Source organism: Hominimerdicola alba, assembly GCF_900109655.1.
In the GTDB taxonomy this organism is placed as follows: domain Bacteria; phylum Bacillota; class Clostridia; order Oscillospirales; family Ruminococcaceae; genus Hominimerdicola; species Hominimerdicola alba_B.
This window is the reverse complement of record NZ_FOAT01000003.1, coordinates 327783-347682: the sequence shown is the minus strand read 5'-3', so window position 1 is coordinate 347682 and position 19900 is coordinate 327783. Positions and strand designations below refer to the sequence as shown.

Annotated in this window: 24 protein-coding genes; 21 read left to right on the top strand and 3 right to left on the bottom strand. The window is 47.1% G+C overall.

The features are described from left to right. The first annotated feature begins 2 nt into the window (after positions 1 to 2). From BMY75_RS05615 to BMY75_RS05595, 5 genes are all read left to right on the top strand, one after another. Positions 3 to 1787, top strand: a complete 1785-nt coding sequence (locus BMY75_RS05615; RefSeq protein ID WP_074830909.1) for an HAD-IIIC family phosphatase — start codon at positions 3 to 5, stop codon at positions 1785 to 1787. Further along, the gene (locus tag BMY75_RS05610) at positions 1788 to 2030 is read left to right on the top strand and encodes an acyl carrier protein (RefSeq protein ID WP_024858048.1); all 243 of its coding nucleotides are present in this window, start codon (positions 1788 to 1790) and stop codon (positions 2028 to 2030) included. Positions 2031 to 2128: 98 nt separating this feature from the next. Continuing rightward, positions 2129 to 2683 carry a hypothetical protein gene (locus BMY75_RS05605; RefSeq protein WP_074830906.1) on the top strand — a complete coding sequence of 185 codons (555 nt, stop codon included), beginning with the start codon at positions 2129 to 2131 and terminating at the stop codon, positions 2681 to 2683. Between the two features lie 55 nt (positions 2684 to 2738). Beyond that, entirely contained in the window at positions 2739 to 3269 is a 531-nt protein-coding gene (locus tag BMY75_RS05600; RefSeq protein ID WP_074830903.1) for an inorganic diphosphatase, read from the top strand. Positions 3270 to 3295: 26 nt separating this feature from the next. Next, positions 3296 to 3808 (top strand): hypothetical protein, encoded by a 513-nt coding sequence (locus BMY75_RS05595; RefSeq protein WP_074830900.1) that lies wholly within the window; start codon positions 3296 to 3298, stop codon positions 3806 to 3808. An 88-nt stretch (positions 3809 to 3896) separates the two neighbouring features. On the opposite strand, the gene BMY75_RS05590 is transcribed toward BMY75_RS05595, so the two are convergent. The 3 genes from BMY75_RS05590 to fabD all read right to left on the bottom strand — a co-directional run bounded on the left by BMY75_RS05590 (position 3897) and on the right by fabD (position 6984). Beyond that, positions 3897 to 4346: an Hsp20/alpha crystallin family protein gene (locus BMY75_RS05590; RefSeq protein ID WP_074830898.1), complete on the bottom strand. Its 450-nt coding sequence runs from the start codon at positions 4344 to 4346 to the stop codon at positions 3897 to 3899. A 198-nt stretch (positions 4347 to 4544) separates the two neighbouring features. Then, on the bottom strand, positions 4545 to 5963 hold the full coding sequence (locus BMY75_RS05585; RefSeq protein WP_170844262.1) for an alanine/glycine:cation symporter family protein: 1419 nt from the start codon (positions 5961 to 5963) through the stop codon (positions 4545 to 4547). Positions 5964 to 6057: 94 nt separating this feature from the next. After that, complete coding sequence (gene fabD / locus BMY75_RS05580; protein ID WP_074830895.1) at positions 6058 to 6984, bottom strand: ACP S-malonyltransferase; 927 nt, start codon at positions 6982 to 6984, stop codon at positions 6058 to 6060. A gap of 585 nt (positions 6985 to 7569) precedes the next feature. Between fabD and BMY75_RS05575 the strand changes: the two genes are divergently transcribed. Genes BMY75_RS05575 through BMY75_RS05500 form a run of 16 tightly spaced genes read left to right on the top strand, consistent with a single transcriptional unit; the run spans position 7570 to position 19889 of the window. Continuing rightward, complete coding sequence (locus BMY75_RS05575; RefSeq protein ID WP_074830892.1) at positions 7570 to 8574, top strand: 3-oxoacyl-ACP synthase III family protein; 1005 nt, start codon at positions 7570 to 7572, stop codon at positions 8572 to 8574. Beyond that, positions 8574 to 9245, top strand: coding sequence for a hypothetical protein (locus BMY75_RS05570; protein WP_242940173.1), 672 nt, complete (start codon positions 8574 to 8576; stop codon positions 9243 to 9245). Before BMY75_RS05575 ends, BMY75_RS05570 begins: the two co-directional genes overlap by 1 nt. A gap of 13 nt (positions 9246 to 9258) precedes the next feature. Beyond that, a complete protein-coding gene (locus BMY75_RS05565) occupies positions 9259 to 9903 on the top strand; it encodes an HAD family hydrolase (RefSeq protein WP_074830889.1) in 645 nt (214 codons plus the stop codon). A 16-nt stretch (positions 9904 to 9919) separates the two neighbouring features. Continuing rightward, positions 9920 to 10330, top strand: a complete 411-nt coding sequence (locus tag BMY75_RS05560; protein ID WP_074830886.1) for a hypothetical protein — start codon at positions 9920 to 9922, stop codon at positions 10328 to 10330. Between the two features lie 32 nt (positions 10331 to 10362). Next, positions 10363 to 11301, top strand: coding sequence for an enoyl-[acyl-carrier-protein] reductase FabK (fabK, locus tag BMY75_RS05555; RefSeq protein WP_074830883.1), 939 nt, complete (start codon positions 10363 to 10365; stop codon positions 11299 to 11301). Beyond that, complete coding sequence (locus BMY75_RS05550) at positions 11298 to 11603, top strand: PF20097 family protein (RefSeq protein WP_074830880.1); 306 nt, start codon at positions 11298 to 11300, stop codon at positions 11601 to 11603. The genes fabK and BMY75_RS05550 overlap by 4 nt, the downstream gene beginning before the upstream one ends. Positions 11604 to 11651: 48 nt before the next feature. Beyond that, positions 11652 to 12386, top strand: coding sequence for a 3-oxoacyl-[acyl-carrier-protein] reductase (gene fabG, locus BMY75_RS05545; RefSeq protein WP_074830877.1), 735 nt, complete (start codon positions 11652 to 11654; stop codon positions 12384 to 12386). Positions 12387 to 12411: 25 nt separating this feature from the next. Continuing rightward, positions 12412 to 13647, top strand: a complete 1236-nt coding sequence (fabF, locus tag BMY75_RS05540; protein WP_074830874.1) for a beta-ketoacyl-ACP synthase II — start codon at positions 12412 to 12414, stop codon at positions 13645 to 13647. 21 nt (positions 13648 to 13668) lie between these two features. Next, complete coding sequence (gene accB, locus BMY75_RS05535; RefSeq protein ID WP_074830871.1) at positions 13669 to 14145, top strand: acetyl-CoA carboxylase biotin carboxyl carrier protein; 477 nt, start codon at positions 13669 to 13671, stop codon at positions 14143 to 14145. A 49-nt stretch (positions 14146 to 14194) separates the two neighbouring features. Further along, positions 14195 to 14698 (top strand): hypothetical protein, encoded by a 504-nt coding sequence (locus BMY75_RS05530; protein ID WP_074830869.1) that lies wholly within the window; start codon positions 14195 to 14197, stop codon positions 14696 to 14698. A gap of 50 nt (positions 14699 to 14748) precedes the next feature. Beyond that, positions 14749 to 15501 (top strand): hypothetical protein, encoded by a 753-nt coding sequence (locus BMY75_RS05525; RefSeq protein WP_074830866.1) that lies wholly within the window; start codon positions 14749 to 14751, stop codon positions 15499 to 15501. A gap of 6 nt (positions 15502 to 15507) precedes the next feature. Continuing rightward, positions 15508 to 16302 carry a hypothetical protein gene (locus tag BMY75_RS05520; protein WP_074830864.1) on the top strand — a complete coding sequence of 265 codons (795 nt, stop codon included), beginning with the start codon at positions 15508 to 15510 and terminating at the stop codon, positions 16300 to 16302. Positions 16303 to 16304: 2 nt separating this feature from the next. After that, on the top strand, positions 16305 to 16736 hold the full coding sequence (fabZ, locus tag BMY75_RS05515) for a 3-hydroxyacyl-ACP dehydratase FabZ (protein WP_024858031.1): 432 nt from the start codon (positions 16305 to 16307) through the stop codon (positions 16734 to 16736). Between the two features lie 24 nt (positions 16737 to 16760). Further along, the gene (locus BMY75_RS05510; RefSeq protein WP_074830862.1) at positions 16761 to 18131 is read left to right on the top strand and encodes an acetyl-CoA carboxylase biotin carboxylase subunit; all 1371 of its coding nucleotides are present in this window, start codon (positions 16761 to 16763) and stop codon (positions 18129 to 18131) included. Beyond that, the gene (accD, locus tag BMY75_RS05505; RefSeq protein WP_074830860.1) at positions 18131 to 19024 is read left to right on the top strand and encodes an acetyl-CoA carboxylase, carboxyltransferase subunit beta; all 894 of its coding nucleotides are present in this window, start codon (positions 18131 to 18133) and stop codon (positions 19022 to 19024) included. Before BMY75_RS05510 ends, accD begins: the two co-directional genes overlap by 1 nt. After that, positions 19017 to 19889, top strand: a complete 873-nt coding sequence (locus BMY75_RS05500; RefSeq protein WP_074830857.1) for an acetyl-CoA carboxylase carboxyltransferase subunit alpha — start codon at positions 19017 to 19019, stop codon at positions 19887 to 19889. The genes accD and BMY75_RS05500 overlap by 8 nt, the downstream gene beginning before the upstream one ends. The last annotated feature ends 11 nt before the right edge of the window (positions 19890 to 19900 follow it).

The following is a 19900-nucleotide window of genomic DNA, read 5'->3' as shown; positions in this document are numbered from 1 at the left end:
TTATGAAAGAGCTTGAATACCCCTTTGACAGCGGGTATATAATGAAAAAGAAAAAGTCGCTGAAAAGACGGCTTACCGAAGAGACAACACCCGTGCTGACAAAGCGCATAGCTGTGCTGGGCGGGTCTACCACCTCGGATATAGTATCAGTGCTGGAACTTTTCCTGCTGAACTACGGCATCAAGGCAGAGTTCTACGAATGTGAATATGCCCAGTACAGGCAGGAAGCACTGTTTCCCTCTGAGGAACTTCTGGCGTTCAAGCCCGAGATAGTCTTCCTACATACAGGACTTCGCAACCTCACATTCAAGCCGAACCCCAAAATGTCCGAAGCTGAGATAAACGAGGGTCTTGAAAGCGAGATATCAGGCTATAAGCAGATGTGGGAAAGCCTGAAATCAAACTTCGGCTGTGCCATAGTGCAGAACAACTTTGAACTGCCATCATTCCGCCTGCTGGGCAACAGCGACGGCAGTGATAAAAGAGGTCTTGTAAATTACATTACAAGACTGAATCTCAGACTGGCAGATGAAATAAACGCCGCAAGCGGAGTTTATCTCAACGATATCAACTATCTGTCGGCAGTATGCGGACTTGATGTCTGGAGCGACCCACAGTACTGGTATCTCTATAAATACAGCCTTAATATCCGCTTTATACCCGACCTCTGCTTTGAAGCCGCAAAGGTCATAAAGGCTATTTGCGGAAGAAATAAAAAGGTGCTGGCGCTTGACTTGGATAATACCCTCTGGGGCGGCATCGTAGGCGATGACGGTGCCGAGAACCTCACCATAGGGCAGGAAACTGCTGAAGCTATGGCTTACTATCAGTGGCAGGAATATGTCAAATCGCTCAAAGACATAGGTGTGCTTTTGACAGTATGTTCAAAAAATGAAGAAGAAAATGCTCTTGCAGGACTTGAACACCCCGAGGGCGCATTGAAGCCCGCGGACTTCACGCTGATAAAAGCCAACTGGGAACCCAAGAGCGAGAACCTTATAAATACTGCGAAAGAGCTGGATATCCTGCCTGACGCTATAGTGCTTGCAGACGATAATCCCGCCGAAAGAGCCATCGTACAAGGCAGCGGATTTGCCGCCCCCGATATGGATAACGTGGCAGACTATATCCGCAACATCGACCGCTCGGGTTTCTTTGAAGTCGTAAGCCTTTCAGCCGACGACCTGAAGCGTACCGAAATGTACGCCGCTAATATGCAGAGAAAACAGGAGCAGTCAAAGTTCGCGGACTATAACGACTATCTGAAGAGCCTTGAAATGTTCGCTGAGATAGCGTCTTTCAAGCCAATGTATGTACAGCGCCTTGCCCAGCTTGCGGGCAAGAGCAATCAGTTCAACGTGACCACCCGCAGGTATACCGTCACCGAAATGGAAGAGCGTATGAACAGCGATGAGTATATCACCCTGTACGGCAAGCTTGTGGATAAGTACGGCGATAACGGTGTGGTGTCCGAAGTCATAGGCAAGATAAACGGCAATAAGCTGGACCTTGAACTGTGGCTCATGAGCTGCCGTGTTCTCAAAAGGGGAATGGAATACGCTATGCTGGACGAACTGGTGAAAGCCTGCAAGGCAAAAGGCATAGCCGAGATATACGGCTACTATTACCCCACCGCGAAAAATAAGATGGTGGCTGAACTTTTCGGGGAGCTGGGCTTTGAAAAGCAGAGCTCCGATGATGATGGAAATACCATATGGAAGCTGGAAGTTTCAGCACATAGCGAAAGCAAAAATACAGCAATAAATGTCAATACGGAGGATCAATAAATGGACGCTAAGGAACTTAAAAAAAGACTGACAGAAGTTTTCAGAGATGTTTTTGATGACGACAGCATAGTTATAACAGCCGATACCACCGCAGACGATATCGAGGACTGGGATTCCATCGAGCATATCACGCTGATTGGCGCTGTTGAAGACGAGTTTGGTATGAAGTTCAAGATGGGCGAAGTATCGGGCATGAATAATGTAGGCGAAATGATGAAGATAATCGCCGCAAGAGGAAAGTAAGAAAAAGTACAAACACAAATGTTCCGCGTGGAACATTTGTTTGAATTTTAAAAACGAATACGATCGGATATCAAATGACCCAAAAAGGAGGGATACCAATGGCTTTTCAATTTTGTCAGGGAGTAAGCGCACCTGCCGCTAAGGATCTTGAATGCGGATACACATTTAAAGACGGGAGCTTTACGGGTATAATCAGCGCGGAGCTTATGGCAGAGCTTGCCGAGGGCTTCATCGAACTGGCGGACGAGCCTGTATTCTTCCTGCTTGAACTGCCCCGCGAGGACAGCGAGGAGTACGATGTTTACTATCTCGATAACTGCACAAAAGCCGTGGCAAGAGCAATAATGAAACGCTACGGAGAACTTCTGGTGCAGGACGGTCTGAGCCGATTCGGCTTCGGGTCGAACAAGACCGAGGAAGAACTGTACTTCATGGACTATCAGGAGTTCATGCTGTATACCCCGAAAAAGGCTAAGGCTGAAAAACTCCTTGAAAAGCTGGGCGTAACGAAGACCGATGACCCATGCTCAATGTGGAATACTTTCACCGATGAACAGCAGGGAAGCCTTTCAGCTGTGGAGCTTGAAGGCGAGACAGTATTCGATATACCCGAAGCGCTGGAAGAAGTCGGGATGTATCTGGCAGAACAATGATGTAAGGCGGAAAGATCCTGTAAGATAATGGAAATAACAACAGGGAGGTAAAGATATGAATATCTGGCACGACATATCACCCAAGGCGATATCAAAAAACAAGTTCACAGCCGTTGTGGAGATACCCAAGGGTTCAAAGGTAAAGTACGAGCTGGACAAGGCTACGGGACTGCTGAAGATGGACAGGATACTGTATACATCTACCCACTATCCCGCAAATTACGGCTTTATCCCCCGCACATACGCCGAAGACGGCGACCCGCTGGACGTTCTGGTGCTGTGTTCCGAAACGCTTCAGCCCCTCTCTCTGGTGGACTGCTATCCCATCGGCATGATAATGATGATGGATAACGGTGCGGCTGATGAAAAGATAATCTGCATACCTTTCAATGACCCGACCTACAACGTATACAAGGATATCAGCGAACTTCCCAACCACATATTTGACGAGATGAAGCATTTCTTCACCGTGTACAAAGCCCTTGAAAACAAGGACACAGTTATAGATGATGTCAAGAACGTGGATGAAGCTGTAAAGACCATAGACAGCTGTATCGAAAGATATATCGAGTGTTTCTGCAAGTGATATCTGAACGATAGGAGCGAGGAAATATGTCATTATTTGGAAAACTGTTCGGCAAAAAAGAAAAGCCCGAAAAACCTGTTGACCCTCATGTAGATACTCCGTGGGGACCTTTGTACTTTAACGGCATAAAGTACAACACATATGAATACGAGGGCATGGTGGACTGGTATGATGACATCGATGACCCCTGCGACATAACGATAGAATGTGATGTGGACGGCGTTGACGATATCACACGCGGTCTTGAAAAGTTTATGTATATCATGGAACACAAGGCGGATATCGACTATCAGGTCAAGATGGTGGCGCTGGATAAATTTGCGGACAGCGATGGAATGGTCATGAGCGAAAAACAACGTATGCCTATGTCGAAAGAGCTTTTCCTTGAGTCGATGCCTATCATCTGCATTACGATAATGCGTGACGGCAGTATCGATTTCCACATCTATTACAATGATATTTTCGATGTGGAAAATATTGACGTTATATATACCGACAAGGGAACTTTTGAAGTAAGCTTTGAAAAGTTTGAATACTAAAGACAAACAGCAGTATCCGCTTGGGGTACTGCTGTTTTTGATCTGCAAAAAGGCACTTCTGCCATCGTGACAGAAGTGCCTGAATTATTTATTCGATAGCTATGCGCTTGGTCTCGGGGATAGCTTTCTGCGGCTCTTTCTTGGGAACATACAGGCTGAGGACACCGTTTTCAAACTTAGCTTTGATATCATTCTCGGTGAGCTCCTTGCCTACATAGTAGCTTCTCTGCATTGCGCCTGCGTAGCGCTCCTGCCTTATCAGCTTGCCCTGCGGGTCTTTGTTGTCCTTATCGAGCCCCTTTGCGGCACTTACGGACAAATATCCCGAACGCAGACCGATCTCGATCTCATCCTTGGTGAAGCCCGGCAGATCAATATCTACCTCAAAGCCGTCATCGTGCTCGCGGACATCAGTCTTCATGACTCTGTCGGCGTGCTTGCCGTAAAGCTTGCGGTCAATGTCCCCGAAGTCATCAAACCTCGGAAAACTCATCATATCATCGAACACGTCATTTCCAAAAATACTAGGCAGTAACATAGGTCAGTCCTCCTTTTCATCATACAAACATATTATGACCTTTTGCCGAATGTTTATACCATGAGCAACGGGACGGATAGTTCAGACCTCCATGGCGGTCTGTTCTGTTCCTTTGTTCTGACTATATTATACCACTAATTTTAGCACTGTCAATAGGAGAGTGCTAATTTTCACATACTTTTCATCATCGCACTAACGTCAGGCGGAGTGGCTTTGTTTCAGGCGTTTGAAGTAGTCTTTGGTTTCTTTGCTTACTGTGCCTGAAAGAAATACTATGGCTATGATATTCGGGAGTGCCATTAGTCCGTTGAAGATATCTGCCAGATTCCATACAGCTTCAACTGTGAGGTAGGGTCCTATGAAAACGAAAGCTATGTACACCCATTTATAGAGAGCTGTTACGGATTTTTTTGAACCTGTGAGGTAGGAAAGACAGCGCTCGGAATAGTAATTCCAGCCGAGTATGGTTGTGAATGCGAAAACTGCCAGACAGCACATCAGCATGAATGAGGAGACTTTTTCGGGAAAAGGCAGACCGTGGCAGAATGCATCTGTGGTTACGGCTACGCCTTTAAGATCTTTTTCATGGCTGCCTGCTATAACGATGGAAAGTCCTGTCATGGTGCATACTATGATAGTATCGATGAAAGTGCCTGTCATGGTGACAAGACCCTGACGGACAGGTTCGTTGGTTCTTGCGGCGGCTGCGGCGATAGGTGCTGAACCCAGTCCTGCTTCGTTGGAGAAGATACCTCTTGAAACACCGCTACGCATGGAAGCTTTCATAAGTGCAAAGCCTGAAAGTCCGCCTGCGAGGGGTCGTAAACCGAATGCGCCCTTGACTATCTGTGATACAGCGTCGGGGATATCAGACAGATGAGTGAAGATTATCAGCAAGCAGCTGCCCACGTATATCAGTATCATTGCGGGAACTACGACTTCGGAAACGGTAGCTATCCTCTTGATGCCGCCGATGATTATCAGGGCGGCGAATACTGTTATTATTATACCCGCAATGATGGTGGTATATGTGTAATCGGTGCCGAAGATGTTTACTGTATGTTTGCTATTTGGGTCGAAGAAACCATTGGCGGCTGAGGTTATGCCGTTTATCTGGGTTATGGTGCCTATGCCCATAAGTCCTGCGAGGACACCGAACAGGGCGAAGAGTTTTGCCAGCCATTTCCATTTTTCGCCCATGCCGCTTTCTATGTAGTAGAAAGGTCCGCCCAGCATATTGCCGTTTTTATCCTTGCGGCGGTACTTTATGGCAAGCAGACCTTCGGCGTACTTTGTAGCCATGCCGAGGAATGCGGCGATCTCCATCCAGAGAAGCGCACCGGGTCCGCCTGCGCACAGGGCTGTTGCCACACCAACGATGTTTCCTGTGCCAACCGTTGCGGAAAGTGCGGTACAAAGTGCCTGAAAGCTAGATACCTCACCGTTGCCGTTTTCTTCGTCCTTGAACATATATTTCAGCGCAAGACCGAGTTTACGTATTTGCAGCAGACCTATGCGGACAGTAAGCAGCAGTCCGCAGAACATTATCATGACAATAAGCGGTATACCCCAGACGTAGCCGTCTATCTCGCTTATGATCGCGTTGAACTTTTCCATATTATTCCCCTATCTTATCTTAAATAAATTATGACCGCTGGTCATTGTTCGGCGTATAAAAATCCCCTCGCTGTAAACGAGGGGAATTAACATCTTATCCGTTCAGGCTTTCAAGTGCCTTGGCAAGAGTAGCTTCGTTCTCGATATTTACAGCGTTTTTACCTTTGAGTGTCTTCTTTACAAGACCTGTAAGAACCTTGTTGGGCCCCAGCTCGATGAAATTCTCGTAGCCTGCATTTTCCATCTCCGCAAGCTCAGATGTGAACTTAACTGGTGAAACTATGTGCTTTGCAAGCAGTTCGGGCATATCGGAGAAATCTGTGAGCTTAGTGCCCAGGACGTTGGAATAGAATTCCTTTTCGGCGGGTTTGAAAGTTATCTCCTTAGCGGCAGTGATGAATTCATCGGCTGCGGGCTGCATCAGCTTGGAGTGGAATGCGCTGGCAACGTTCAGCTTGATGGCTTTTTTCTTCATCTCGGCGAACTTTGCTGCTGCGGATTCGCAGGCTGCGGTATCGCCCGCGATGACTGTCTGTACAGACGAGTTATAGTTTACGGGTACTACATAGCCTTCGGTCTCCTCGCATATCTTCTCTACCTCGGCAGCTTCAAGACCGATTATAGCGTACATGGCACCGCTTGCGCTCTCGGCTGCTTTCTGCATAGCGGAAGCTCTTGCCTTTATCAGCTTGAAGCCGTCCTCGATGGAAACAACACCTGCTGCTACCATTGCTGCATATTCACCCAGAGAGTGACCTGCAACGCCCTCAAAGGTGATACCCTCGGCTTTTGCGGCTTCAAAGGCTGCAAGAGAGCAAGCCATTATTGCGGGCTGAGAATTGATGGTCTTGTTGAGTTCCTCATCGGGGCCGTTGAAGGCGATATCGGCTATATCGTAGCCGAGAACTTCATTCGCCTTATCAAATACTGCCTTTGCAGCGGGATACTTCTCGCAAAGCTCCTTAGCCATGCCTGTGTACTGGGAGCCCTGTCCCGAGAATAAAAATACATTCTTTGCCATAATGTTCCTCCTGTATATTATATGTTTGTATGATGTAATGTCATTCATCCCGACATATGTTCACTGCGCATAATTTACGTCAGGTTAACTTGTATGAAGCGACTTTGGTTAAATGAAATAATTTTTGCAAATAAATTTCAAAAACAGTCACAAATTATTAACTAACCCCCGAGATTCTATGAAAAATTCCTTGAATTTTCAGAAAACAACACAGTTGTTCATGATTTGTTAATTGAATTGCCAGTAAAAAAGGTTTATAATTGAAAGGTAGGCTGCGTTGTAGGGTCATAATGCCCTCTCGTCAGTACTGAAATATAATTATAGCACAGTTTCAGCCATATTGCAAGGCTTTTGTATGTTTTTTCAGTACGGTAACGGAATATTCAAAATAATGCTGTAAGGCGGAGCTTTTCAGTCGTTGCACAGATGTGGGAAATGTCCGTTTCGTACATATCGAAAATAAGATACAGATATTCCGCAGACGGCGAATTTTCGGACTTTTGGGTAAATATGTCCGCGATACCGATGTGGGATCATATATGATACAGATATAGTTTTTTCAAGGAGGATATTACATTGTCACAAATGAAAAAGGTAACGGGAGTAAAGGTACTGGGCATAGGCAAGTATGTGCCCGAGATGATAGCTGATAATGAGGATTTCGCAAAGATAGTGGACACCAGCGACGAGTGGATAACTCAGCGTACGGGCATAAAGACACGCCACATCACCAACGGTGAGCCTACCTACTGGATAGGTGCAAGGGCGGCGGAAAAGGCTCTGGAGGACGCAGGTCTGAAAGCGGAGGACATTGATCTTATCATCTGCTGTACGGTTACTCCCGATTATTATACCCCCTCTACCGCCTGCCTAATACAGCGCGAGCTTGGTGCTATCGGCTGTATGGCAATGGATATCAACTGTGCCTGCACAGGCTTTGACTACGGTCTGGATATGGCGAGAAGATATCTTGTGGCTGAGGACGATGTGAACAGAGTCCTTCTTGTATCGGCTGAGGAGCTTTCAAAGTTCACCGATTATACTGACAGGTCAAGCTGCATACTCTTCGGTGACGGCGCTGCGGCATTCGTGCTGGAGAGAAAGCCCGATACCCTGTGGTCTTCTTTCCTCGGGGCTGACGGTAACGGTGCTAAGTTCCTGGTATCAAGGGCTATGAAGTCCGAGAACGTATTCCGCAAGAACAAGGAAGAGTTCGATATGGGTATGCCAGAGACAAAGCTTCACTACTTCACCCAGGACGGCAAGGAAGTATACAAGTTCGCAACAAAGGCTCTGCCCATGGCAGTATCCAAGGCTTGCGAAAAGGCGGGTATCACTCCCGAGGAGCTTGATGCGATAGTACCCCATCAGGCAAATGTGCGCATCATAGAGACTGCCGCTAAGAATCTCGGTGTATCTATGGACAAGATGGTGGTATACATAGACCGCTATGGCAACACTTCTTCGGCTTCTATACCCATAGCTTTCTGCGATGCGGTAGCCGAGGGACGCATCAAGCGCGGCGACAAGATATGCTTCGTGGGCTTCGGCGGCGGTCTGACCTACGCAGGCATAATATTTGAGTACTGATGGGTTCAAGAATGATGCATTACGCTTTGGGAAAAGTGCTGGCTGACAGACTTGCTCCCAAAGACAGGGAGGGTTTCATACTGGGATGCATACTTCCCGATGCATTGCCTGCAAAGGTTAAGCAGGAGAGAAATTCCCATTTTATTACGGTATTTGATGATGGAAAGTACAAGTGGTTCGACAGCCTGGCTTTTTATGAAAAGTATGCTGATGAACTTAAGACAGATGCCATATATCTTGGATACTATTTCCATCTGATATCGGACAATATTTTCAGGCAGACGTTCTACATCGACATGGGGCTGATAACCCGCCGCGGTGAGAAAAGTCTGTTTGAGGAGTTCTATAATGACTACAATCTGCTGAACCCGCAGATAACGGCGGGATTTGGGCTTGAAAAAAACATAGCTGTTCCCGAAAGGCTTTTTGAGACAAAGCTGTACAAGGATTACGGCTTTGAACCCGAAAACCTGATAAACGATCTGTACGCGGATATGGATATGCATATCGAGGGTACGCTTCGACATTTCAGCATGGATATAGTGCGCGGATTTGTTGACAAAAGCGCAGACCTCTGCATAAGGGAACTTGAAGCCCTTACGAACGGCAGAGGACACGTATACGATAAATACGAAATGGCGATAGAGAACCATTATTCGGATAAAAAATAAGGAGAGCGGCTTAATGAAGAAAGGCATACTCTTTGACCTTGACGGTACACTGTGGGATTCTTCCGAACAGGTAGTGCGTTCATGGAACAAGTGCATACGCGAAAAGGCAGGCAGAAGCGAACAGATAACATCCGAGTTCATGCGGTCACAGTGCATGGGAAAGACACTGCCCGAGATAGCGGCGCTCATATTCCCCGATATGGATGAAGCCGAGAGATTACGGATACTGAAAATGTGTTCCGAAGACGAACTTGATTATCTGAACAGTCTGACAGATGGTCTGCCTACCCTTTATCCCGATGAATGTGAAATAATCAAGGCACTTGCAAAGGAATATACCCTTGGTATAGTAAGCAACTGTCAGTCGGGGTATATCGAGGTATACCTTTCGCAGATAGGTTTTGCAGAATGTTTTGCTGATATCGAATGCGAGGGCAACACAGGTCTTTCAAAGGGCAGGAATATCCGCCTTGTGATGGAAAGACAGGGCATAGAAGAATGTGTGTATGTAGGCGATACTCAGGGCGATGCAAATGCCGCAAAGGAAGCGGGTATCCCGTTTATACACGCGGCTTACGGCTTCGGCAAAGCTGACAGCTGTGCCGCGGTGCTTGATGATATAAGAAAACTCCCCGAGATCGTTAAGACTTTATTATAAAGCAGGGAAAGATATTATGGATACTTTGCTTGAAAAACTGGAGAGCCTTGTGGGCTCGGACGATTTTGAGTATGACTCGGAAGATATAATATCCGAGATGGAAGCAGAGGGAGCGGGCTTTGAGACAATAGATGCTCTGCTGGGTATCATGGAACGTCATCCGCTGGATGATTTTGGTATGCCGGGGGCTATGGTGCATTTTATAGAACGTTTTTATCCCGAATTTCTTCCGCTGCTGATAGCTTCAGTAAAGCGTGCGCCGTCACTGCACACCGTATGGATGCTCAACAGGTGCATAAACGGGGCAAAGGACAAAAGCGAACTGCTCTCCGTACTTGAAAGCGTTATAAACAACGAAAATGCCGACGTCGCCGTGAGGGACAAGGCAAAGGAATTTTTTGAATATCAGTCGGGCAGCGCGAACTGACCCGAAATCAAATAAAAAGAGAGGTAAGCACAATGACTACCACAAAAACAAGGATAACCGAGCTTCTCGGTGTAAAGTACCCAATACTTCAGGGCGGCATGGCATGGATAGCTGAGCATACTCTTGCCAGTGCTGTGACAAACGCAGGCGGCGCGGGAATAATCGCGGGCGGTTCTGCACCGATAGACTATCTGCGTGAGCAGATAAGGCTTACAAAGGAAGCTGTAGGCGACAAGCCTTTCGGTGTGAATATCATGCTGATGAGCCCTAATGCGGAAGACCTTGCAAAGCTTGTCATCGAAGAGGGCGTGCCCTTTGTAACAACAGGTGCGGGCAATCCCGGAAAGTTCATGGAGGGCTGGAAAAATGCAGGCATAAAGGTAATACCTGTTGTACCCAGCGTTGCCCTTGCAAAGAGAATGGAAAGAAGCGGTGCGGATGCAGTTATCGCTGAGGGTACCGAATCAGGCGGACACATTGGCGAGAACACTACCATGTGCCTTGTGCCTCAGGTAGTTGATGCTGTTGAGATACCTGTTATCGCGGCAGGCGGCATAGCTGACGGCAGAGGTATCTGCGCAGGCTTTATGCTGGGCGCTGAGGGCGTACAGGTCGGCACACGTTTTCTGGCGGCTGAGGAGTGTCAGATACACCCGACTTACAAGGAGCTGGTCATCAAGGCAAAGGACACAGACAGCGTAGTTACGGGACGTACTACAGGTCACCCCTGCAGAAACGTAAAGACCAAGTTCCTCAAACAGCTAGCTAAGCGTGAGATGGAGGGCGGTATCGACCCCGACGAGTTCGAGAAGATAACCCTCGGTGCGCTGAGAAAGGCAGTTCAGGACGGCAATCTGGACGAGGGTTCGTTCCTGTGCGGCGCTATCGCGGGTATGGTCAACGAAGTTAAGCCTGCAAAGGATATAATCGAGGAAATGTTTGCACAGGCAGAGGATTTGTTTGCAAAGTGAAATTTTTTGACAAGAACAAAAATGATGAAAAAATGATTTTCTCAAGGTGTCCCGTATGCGGTGAAGAGTTGTTTGCGGGAAAGATGGAGGTCGAAACAAACCGCCTTTTCACATCAATTCCTGTATGGTGGTATAACGATGAAAAGCTCAGAATGATCCCAGAAAACCCTATGAATCTCCCGTCTTCCGAACGTAAACTACACACTAATTTTAAGGGAGCATTCCGTTCACCGATACCAGCAGGATACTGCGAAAATTGTAATAAACTCTTTGCAGCGATCGATGTAAAGGATACGTTATAAAAATTTAGATGACCCGATCTTGAAACTATAAAAACGGAGGAAAATAAAATGGCAACAGCATTTATAACCGGTTCGGCAAGAGGTATCGGTGCGGCTATCGCGCTGAGACTTGCCAAGGACGGATTTGATATAGCTCTCAATGATATCAGCGAGGCTATGTTCGAGGACAACGACATAATGGAAAAGATAGCGGCTGAGGGCGTTAAGGTACAGAAGTTCATATGCGATGTATCAAACTATGCTCAGGCTGAGGAAACTGTAAAGGCTATCAAGGTTGAATTCGGAACAATAGATGTTCTGGTAAACAATGCGGGTATCACCCGCGACGGTCTGATGGCGAGAATGAGCGAGGAGCAGTACGATATGGTCGTTGCTGTAAACCAGAAGAGCGTATTCAATATGTCTAAGTTCGTGGGTAACGTGATGATGAGACAGAAGTCGGGCAGGATAATCAATCTGGCTTCCGTGGCAGGCGTTTACGGCAATCCCGGACAGATAAACTATTCGGCTACAAAGGCGGCTATCATCGGCATGACCAAGACTGTTGCCAAGGAGCTGGGTTCCCGCGGCATCACCTGCAATGCGGTTGCTCCCGGATTTATAAAGACACCTATGACAGACAAGCTGACTGATGACCAGAAGAATGCTATGCTCGGACAGATAGCTATGAAGCGTTTCGGCGAGGTAGAGGATATCGCAGGCGTGGTATCTTTCCTGGCTTCCAAGGATGCGGCATATGTTACGGGTCAGGTCATCGAGATAAGCGGCGGCATAATGATGTAAGGACATAAAGCGAGGAGTGTTTCAATTGAGCAGAAGAGTAGTTATAACGGGTATGGGTACTGTAAACCCTCTCGGTAAGAATGTAGATGAATTCTGGGAGAATATTAAGGCGAACAAGGTAGGTCTCAGCTATGTAGACCAGTTCGACGCAAGCGATTTTCCCGTTAAGATAGTCGGTGCGGTAAAGGATTTTGACCCATCGGCTTACATAGACAAGAAGGAAGCACGCAGAATGGACAGATTCACACAGTTCGCGCTGTATGCTTCTAAGCAGGCACTGGAAAATGCGGGTTCCGATCTGAAGGATCTTGATCCTTACCGTGTGGGCGTTATCATCGGTGTAGGTATCGGCGGACTTAACATGACCGAGGCTGAGGTCACAAAGTTCAACGAGAAGCCCGACAAGGTATCGGTATTCTTCATACCTATGATGATAGGCAATATGGCGGCAGGTACTGTTGCTATGAAGACAGGCTTCAAGGGTGACAACTACTGTACCACCACAGCCTGTGCATCTGCTACCCACGCTATCGGCGAAGCTTTCCGCAAGATAAAGGACGGCTATCTGGATGCCTGCATATGCGGCGGTTCAGAGGCTTGTATCTCCAGATTCTCACTAAGCGGTTTCAACAACATGAAGGCACTTTCACAGGCTACCGAGCTTGATAAGGCTTCAACACCTTTCGATGCCAACAGACAGGGCTTCGTTCTCGGTGAGGGCGCAGGTATGCTGGTTCTGGAAGAGTATGAGCACGCAAAGGCAAGAGGTGCAAATATAATCGCTGAGATAGCTGGCTACGGCGCATCGGGCGATGCTTACCACATGACAAGCCCTTCTCCCGAGGGTGATGCGGCGGCTCACGCAATGAAGATGGCATACACAGAAGCAGGTCTTGCTCCCGAGGACGTTTCTTACATCAACGCTCACGGCACTTCCACAGGTCTTAACGACAAGTACGAGACCAAGGCAGTAAAGCTGGCGCTGGGTGAGGACGCTGCAAGAAAGACAGTTATAAACTCTACAAAGTCCATGATAGGACATCTGCTGGGTGCGGCAGGCGGCGTTGAGGCTATAATCACAGCACTGTCAGTAAAGAACGACTTCGTTCACAAGACAGTCGGCTACACCACACCAGACCCCGAGTGCGACCTTGATTATGTTACAGAGGGCAACCGCGAGATGACCGTGAAAGCAGCACTTTCCAACTCGCTGGGCTTCGGCGGACACAACGCTACCATCTGCATAAAGAAATGCGATTGATTACAGGAGGAGAATTCACCTATGAGTGAAAAGATATACGGTCAGTTTGACCTTGAAACCATTGAGAAACTCGCTGATATAATAAATGCCAAGGAGCTTTCCGAGCTGACTATAACAGACGGCGACAAGACTATAACATTAAAGGGCAAGAGGAATATCCCCGCACCTGCCCCCATGCCTATGATGCCCCCTATGGGTGCGCCCGCAGGTATGCCTGCACCGATGGGCGGTGAAGCTCCCGCTCCTGCTGCTGCGGCAGTAAGCGGTACAAAGGTAACTGCACCTATCGTTGGCACATTCTATGCTGCACCCTCACCTGACAGCAAGCCTTTTGTAAAGGTGGGCGACAGGATAAAGAAGGGCGATGTTATATTCATTATCGAATCCATGAAGGTAATGAGCGAAGTACCCAGCGAATTCGACGGCGTAGTAAAAGAGATCTGCGTAAACAACGGCGATGCTGTTGAGTTCGGACAGACTGTGATGGTGCTGGAGTAATGCAGGTTTCCTGAAAGGGACAGGCTTTGTGATAGTCGGAGGTGACGTTATGCATCAGAATGAACTTCACCCAAGGCGCAATTTCATGTTTTTCTGTTTCAGCGTACATATCGTGGGAGCTGTGATCCCCATATTATTTAACATACTCGATGATGAATTGCCAAGTGATATTATATGGATTATTTATTATCTCGGGGTGCCACTGCTGTTGATGCCTGTAAGCTATCTGATACTCTATGATAGTTTCATGGGCGAAAAAGACAGAGCGGTGGGCAAGCATTTCAAGGAGATAGGTATATGGCTGGCGTTTGTTTTCCCCGTAAGCTATATAATTTATAACATTCTTGACTCTGTTTATGTATACGAGCTTACGGATCAAACTTCTGTGGAAGGACCATATGAGATATATGTCATAGTATGCACACTGAGCTTTATTTTCGTGACACCACTTTTTAAGCTCGGACGAATGATAGCAATATCGGTCAAAAAGGCAAGTATGAATGATATGTACGATTATTACACTGAAAACAGGAACACATATAACGGAGGATAATTGAATGGCAGTTCTTATGAGCAAAGAACTGATGTAAGTGGTGACAGGGAATGAAAAAATTTGCGATACTTCTTCTTTTCTCTGCGCTGGCAAATACGTTGGGTGAACTGATACTATATTGTTTTGTTATACAGATGCACGCTTCTATAAACGGGCTGTTTGTACATTGTCTGTTCGGCGTGATAGCAGGAATTATGATGTACAGTATCTTTTCACCGATCATAAAGCGTATGGATTATAAGAAACACAACGCCAAAGAGATATATGGCTCGTATATCGGCGGTCTCTTGATAGGTAGCTTTGCAGCGCGGACTATAAGCGAAAACTTTAAGATGAATTTATTCAGCAGTGATCACCATTATTTGGAGTATGAGTGGTTTTCTGCCTTGATCGATATGCTTATTGACAAAGCGTACGCATGGATGATACCATATGTATTTCATATAGGATATTTGGGCATAGCTGTCTTTCTTCTGGAAAGACTGATCAAAAACCTTGAATCGGACCGTGAAAAAGAAGCAGAGATCAGAAACAAAAAAGAAGTAAGAAATTTTACTGACGACCTTAAAAAGGCAAGTAAAGGAAAGCTCTCTATGCCTCACGGCACGATAAAAAAGGACGTGGTAAAACAGCCTTACGATTCTCTCGGCAGTATACCGTCTGTTTTCCAAGATGAGGCGCACCACGGCAATAGAACACCGCAGCCCGCCGATCTGGATATCTCTGAACAGAATATGGAGATCATAGATCTTAATTCTCTTTTCGACAGCAGTGCTGTAAAACATAATACAACGGAGGGATAGATATCCGTGGCACTTATACTTAAAACTCCGCCAACAGATAAGCATAAAACTGAAGAGATCGGATTCTATCTTCTGCCTGATGGAAAGGTCAAACAATATAAAAAGGTTACCCGGAGTGGAAAGGATAAACAATATGAAAAGGATACCCAAGACGTAAATGTTTACAAAGTATTCTTTGTTATATGTTCTATTCTGACCAATGTATCTGTATTTGTGGTATTAACATCGATCGTTTTAAATAGATTGACCGAATCTGAAGTTTATTTGTTACAGGCTTTCCTGGTGGTGGCAGCAGCGGTCGCGGCGCTTACAAATATATTTTTTATAGAAGATAAAAACAAAGATGCAAAGCTGGATATTAAAGTTTTATGGCGAATGCTGAGAAAGATAGATATTATGACGACATTCTTATTCACGATGATCGTCTTAGTCGGAACGAGCATCTTAGACGATATGAGTCGGGACGAGAGTGTGATCTTGGGTTTTATGTCAATGATCATACTGATCTTTGCGTTCTTTATCATGGGCATATTTATCATTATTTCCATTCCTGTAAGGCTTCTGCTGTTTTATTTGCCTATGTTATTTTTTACGGCATTGTTCAGAGGTCTGACAGGGCACGGTAATACAGCTGTAAGCGAGTATTTTGGCAATGAAATACAAGAACAGCTGAAAGTCACAACGGACGGCAACAGATCACCACAGCCCGTCAAACAGGATATGGAGGTCGTAGACCTCGACTCGCTTTTCGACGGCGTCACTGTAAAACATGAAACAACAAATAATAAAACGGAGGAATAGATATGGCAGTTCTTATGAACAAAGAACAGATAATGGAAATTATCCCTCACCGCGATCCTTTCCTGCTCATCGATGAGATAAATGAGCTGGAGATCGGCAAGAGGGTCAAGGCTACAAAGTACATAAAGGCAGATGATTTCTGGTTCAAGGGTCATTTCCCCGAGTACCCTGTTACTCCCGGCGTGCTGATGGTAGAGATGTGCGCTCAGGCGGGTGCGGTGGCTCTGCTGGCACTTCCCGAAAACAAGGGCAAGATCGGATTCTTCGGCGGTATCAACGACTGCAAGTTCCGTCAGCAGGTAGTACCCGGTGATACTCTGGAGATCGAAGTTGAGATAATCAAGGTCAAGGGACCTATCGGCGTGGGCAAGGCGCTGGCTACCGTGGGCGGCAAGAAGGCTGTTTCATGCGAGATAACCTTTGCAATAAAGTAAGCGGGAGCTTAAAAGGAGCAAGCTATGTTTAAAAAGATCCTAATTGCCAACCGCGGCGAGATCGCGGTGCGCGTTATTCGTGCTGCCCGTGAGCTGGGCATAAAGACTGTTGCAGTCTATTCCACCGCGGATAAAAATGCTCTGCACGCTATGCTGGCTGACGAAGCTGTATGCATTGGCGGTCCCCAGAGCAAGGACAGCTATCTTAATGTACGGGCTATAATCTCTGCCTGCGAGATAACAGGGGCTGAGGCTATACACCCCGGCTTCGGATTTTTGTCCGAAAATGCGGCATTTGCACGTATGTGCGAAAAGTGCGGCATAGTATTCATCGGACCTCGTGCCACTTCCATCGAGATGCTGGGCGACAAGGCTCAGGCTAAGGAAACGATGAAAGAGAACGATGTTCCCGTAATAATGGGCAGTGACGGCGCGATATCAAATATCCATGCTGCAAAGACCCTTTCACGCGACCTTGGCTACCCCGTGCTTGTAAAGGCATCGGCTGGCGGCGGCGGACGCGGTATAAGAATAGTCCGCAGTGAGGAAGAACTTGAACCTCAGATGAAAGCCGCAAGGCAGGAAGCTCTTGCCTGCTTCGGAAATGACGAGGTATACATAGAGAAGTTCATCGAGAACCCAAAGCATATCGAGATACAGATACTGGCTGACGATTACGGCGATGTGATATATCTCGGAGAGAGAGACTGCTCGATGCAGAGAAGGAACCAGAAGGTGCTGGAAGAAGCGCCCTCACCTGCGCCTTTCATGACACAGGAGCTCCGCGAAAAGATGGGCAAGGCGGCTGTTACCGCGGCGAGAGTATGCGGATACAGAAATGCTGGTACTATCGAATTTCTGGTGGACAAGGACGGAAATTTCTACTTTATGGAAATGAACACCCGTATACAGGTGGAGCACCCCATCACTGAGGCTGTTACAGGCATCGACCTTGTTAAGCAGCAGCTGCTGATAGCTTCGGGCGAAAGACTTTCCATCAAGCAGGAGGACGTAAAGCTTACAGGTCACGCTATCGAGTGCCGTATAAATGCTGAAGACCCCACCAAGGATTTCAGACCTTCTCCCGGAAAGATAAACTCCATGTTCATCCCAGGAGGATTTGGTGTGAGAGTGGATACAGCGGCATATGTGGGCTACGAGATACCGCCTTATTACGATTCTATGATAGGCAAGCTGATAGTTCACGGCAAGGACAGAGAAGAAGCTATCGCAAAGATGAACTGGGCTCTGGCAGAGTTCATAGTTGACGGTGTTTCCACCAATGTGGATTTCCAGCTGAAACTTATACGCCGCCCCGAATTCATCGCGGGCGATTATGACAACGGTTTTCTTAACCGCACAGACATCTTAGCCGATGAAAGAGGTGAAGGCTGATGCAGTTTGAGGACTTTTTCGCAGTTGTAAGAGAACGTCTTGGCAGTGACAAAGGCGAGGACAGTTCTTCAAGGAAAAAGACTGATATCCCCACAGGACTGCTTTTTAAGTGTCCGCGATGCAGGAACGTGACGTTTATTGAGGAATTCAATCAGAACGGCAAGGTCTGTCCAAACTGCAATTACCATTCAAGGCTGACAGCCAAGGAAAGGCTCAAAATAACTGTTGACGACGGTAGTTTCCGTGAGTTTGACAGAAAGATGATATCTAAAAACCCGATAAATTTCCCGGGGTATGACAACAAGCAGAAGGAGCTTCGTGAAAAGACGGGGCTTACCGATGCAGTACTCACGGGCAGGGCTAAGATACGCGGTGAGGACATCGTCATCATCGTTATGGATTCAAACTACATGATGGCTTCCATGGGCAGTGTTGTAGGCGAGAGGATAACCCGCGCCATTGAGTACGCTACTGCTCACAAACTGCCTGTTATCGCCTTTACGGCTTCCGGCGGTGCAAGAATGCAGGAGGGTATAGTATCCCTTATGCAGATGGCTAAGACATCCGGCGCTGTGGCAAGGCACAATGAGGCTGGCGGGCTGTATATCTCCGTTATGACCGACCCCACCACAGGCGGTGTTACCGCAAGCTTTGCTTCGCTGGGCGATATCATAATCGCTGAGCCCAAGGTGCTTATCGGTTTTGCGGGCAGACGTGTCATTGAGGGCACTATCAAGCAGAAGCTCCCTGATGATTTCCAGTCGGCGGAATTTATGCTGGATAACGGCTTTGTTGACATGATAGTTGAGCGCAGCAAGATGAGGAGAGTACTTGCTCATCTGATAAAGCTTCACAAAACTCCCGAGGTAAAGGAGGTCGCTGAAAATGAATGAACAGCTTTCGGCAAGCCGCAGGCTTGATATGATCAGGCACAAGGGCAGACCTACCGCCCTCGATTACATACCGATGATATTCGATGAGTTCTTTGAGATGCACGGCGACAGGCTGTGCGGCGATGACAGGGCTATTATCGGCGGTGTGGCTTCTTTTGGGGGCACACCTGTAACTGTCATAGCCGAGGTCAAGGGTCGCGACCTTGAAGAAAATCAGGAGTGCAACTTCGGTATGCCCCATCCCGAGGGCTACCGCAAGGCATTAAGGCTGGCACGTCAGGCTGAAAAGTTCCACAGACCTGTTATATGCCTTGTTGACACCCCCGGTGCATATCCCGGTGTTGAGGCTGAAAAGAGAGGTCAGGGCGAGGCTATAGCCCGCAACATAATGGAGTTCATGACCCTGAAGACCCCTGTTATATCCATAATACTTGGTGAAGGCGGTTCGGGCGGTGCTTTGGCACTGGCTGTATGCGATGAACTGGCTATGCTTGAAAACGCTTTGTACTCTGTGATATCCCCAAAGGGCTTTGCAAGTATCCTCTGGAAAGACGCTTCCCGCGAGCGTGAAGCCTGCGATATCATGAAGATAACAGCGGAGGATCTTGTAAGATTAAAGGTGTGCGATCACATCATTCCCGAGGCTGACGGAGGGGCGCATAATGACCCTACTCAGACCGCGGAAAACATTTCGGCTTTTATTTCGGAAAGTCTTCAAAATTTACAAAGAAAATTTCAAAAAGGGCTTGACGAAATGATAAATAGTCGCTATAATAAGTTTAGGGTTGTCGGAGACTTTGAAGAGTTTCCGCATTCTGATACCACGCAGGGCGAATGCTTTGCTGAGAATTCCAGTAATGTATAGAATGGAGGGAA

Coding starts and splice junctions, on each gene's coding strand:
- BMY75_RS05615 (WP_074830909.1), top strand. CDS start 3: ATGAAAGAGCTTGAATACCCCTTTGACAGCGGGTATATAATGAAAAAG.
- BMY75_RS05610 (WP_024858048.1), top strand. CDS start 1,788: ATGGACGCTAAGGAACTTAAAAAAAGACTGACAGAAGTTTTCAGAGAT.
- BMY75_RS05605 (WP_074830906.1), top strand. CDS start 2,129: ATGGCTTTTCAATTTTGTCAGGGAGTAAGCGCACCTGCCGCTAAGGAT.
- BMY75_RS05600 (WP_074830903.1), top strand. CDS start 2,739: ATGAATATCTGGCACGACATATCACCCAAGGCGATATCAAAAAACAAG.
- BMY75_RS05595 (WP_074830900.1), top strand. CDS start 3,296: ATGTCATTATTTGGAAAACTGTTCGGCAAAAAAGAAAAGCCCGAAAAA.
- BMY75_RS05590 (WP_074830898.1), bottom strand. CDS start 4,346: ATGTTACTGCCTAGTATTTTTGGAAATGACGTGTTCGATGATATGATG.
- BMY75_RS05585 (WP_170844262.1), bottom strand. CDS start 5,963: ATGGAAAAGTTCAACGCGATCATAAGCGAGATAGACGGCTACGTCTGG.
- fabD (WP_074830895.1), bottom strand. CDS start 6,984: ATGGCAAAGAATGTATTTTTATTCTCGGGACAGGGCTCCCAGTACACA.
- BMY75_RS05575 (WP_074830892.1), top strand. CDS start 7,570: ATGAAAAAGGTAACGGGAGTAAAGGTACTGGGCATAGGCAAGTATGTG.
- BMY75_RS05570 (WP_242940173.1), top strand. CDS start 8,574: ATGGGTTCAAGAATGATGCATTACGCTTTGGGAAAAGTGCTGGCTGAC.
- BMY75_RS05565 (WP_074830889.1), top strand. CDS start 9,259: ATGAAGAAAGGCATACTCTTTGACCTTGACGGTACACTGTGGGATTCT.
- BMY75_RS05560 (WP_074830886.1), top strand. CDS start 9,920: ATGGATACTTTGCTTGAAAAACTGGAGAGCCTTGTGGGCTCGGACGAT.
- fabK (WP_074830883.1), top strand. CDS start 10,363: ATGACTACCACAAAAACAAGGATAACCGAGCTTCTCGGTGTAAAGTAC.
- fabG (WP_074830877.1), top strand. CDS start 11,652: ATGGCAACAGCATTTATAACCGGTTCGGCAAGAGGTATCGGTGCGGCT.
- accB (WP_074830871.1), top strand. CDS start 13,669: ATGAGTGAAAAGATATACGGTCAGTTTGACCTTGAAACCATTGAGAAA.
- BMY75_RS05530 (WP_074830869.1), top strand. CDS start 14,195: ATGCATCAGAATGAACTTCACCCAAGGCGCAATTTCATGTTTTTCTGT.
- BMY75_RS05525 (WP_074830866.1), top strand. CDS start 14,749: ATGAAAAAATTTGCGATACTTCTTCTTTTCTCTGCGCTGGCAAATACG.
- fabZ (WP_024858031.1), top strand. CDS start 16,305: ATGGCAGTTCTTATGAACAAAGAACAGATAATGGAAATTATCCCTCAC.
- BMY75_RS05510 (WP_074830862.1), top strand. CDS start 16,761: ATGTTTAAAAAGATCCTAATTGCCAACCGCGGCGAGATCGCGGTGCGC.
- accD (WP_074830860.1), top strand. CDS start 18,131: ATGCAGTTTGAGGACTTTTTCGCAGTTGTAAGAGAACGTCTTGGCAGT.
- BMY75_RS05500 (WP_074830857.1), top strand. CDS start 19,017: ATGAATGAACAGCTTTCGGCAAGCCGCAGGCTTGATATGATCAGGCAC.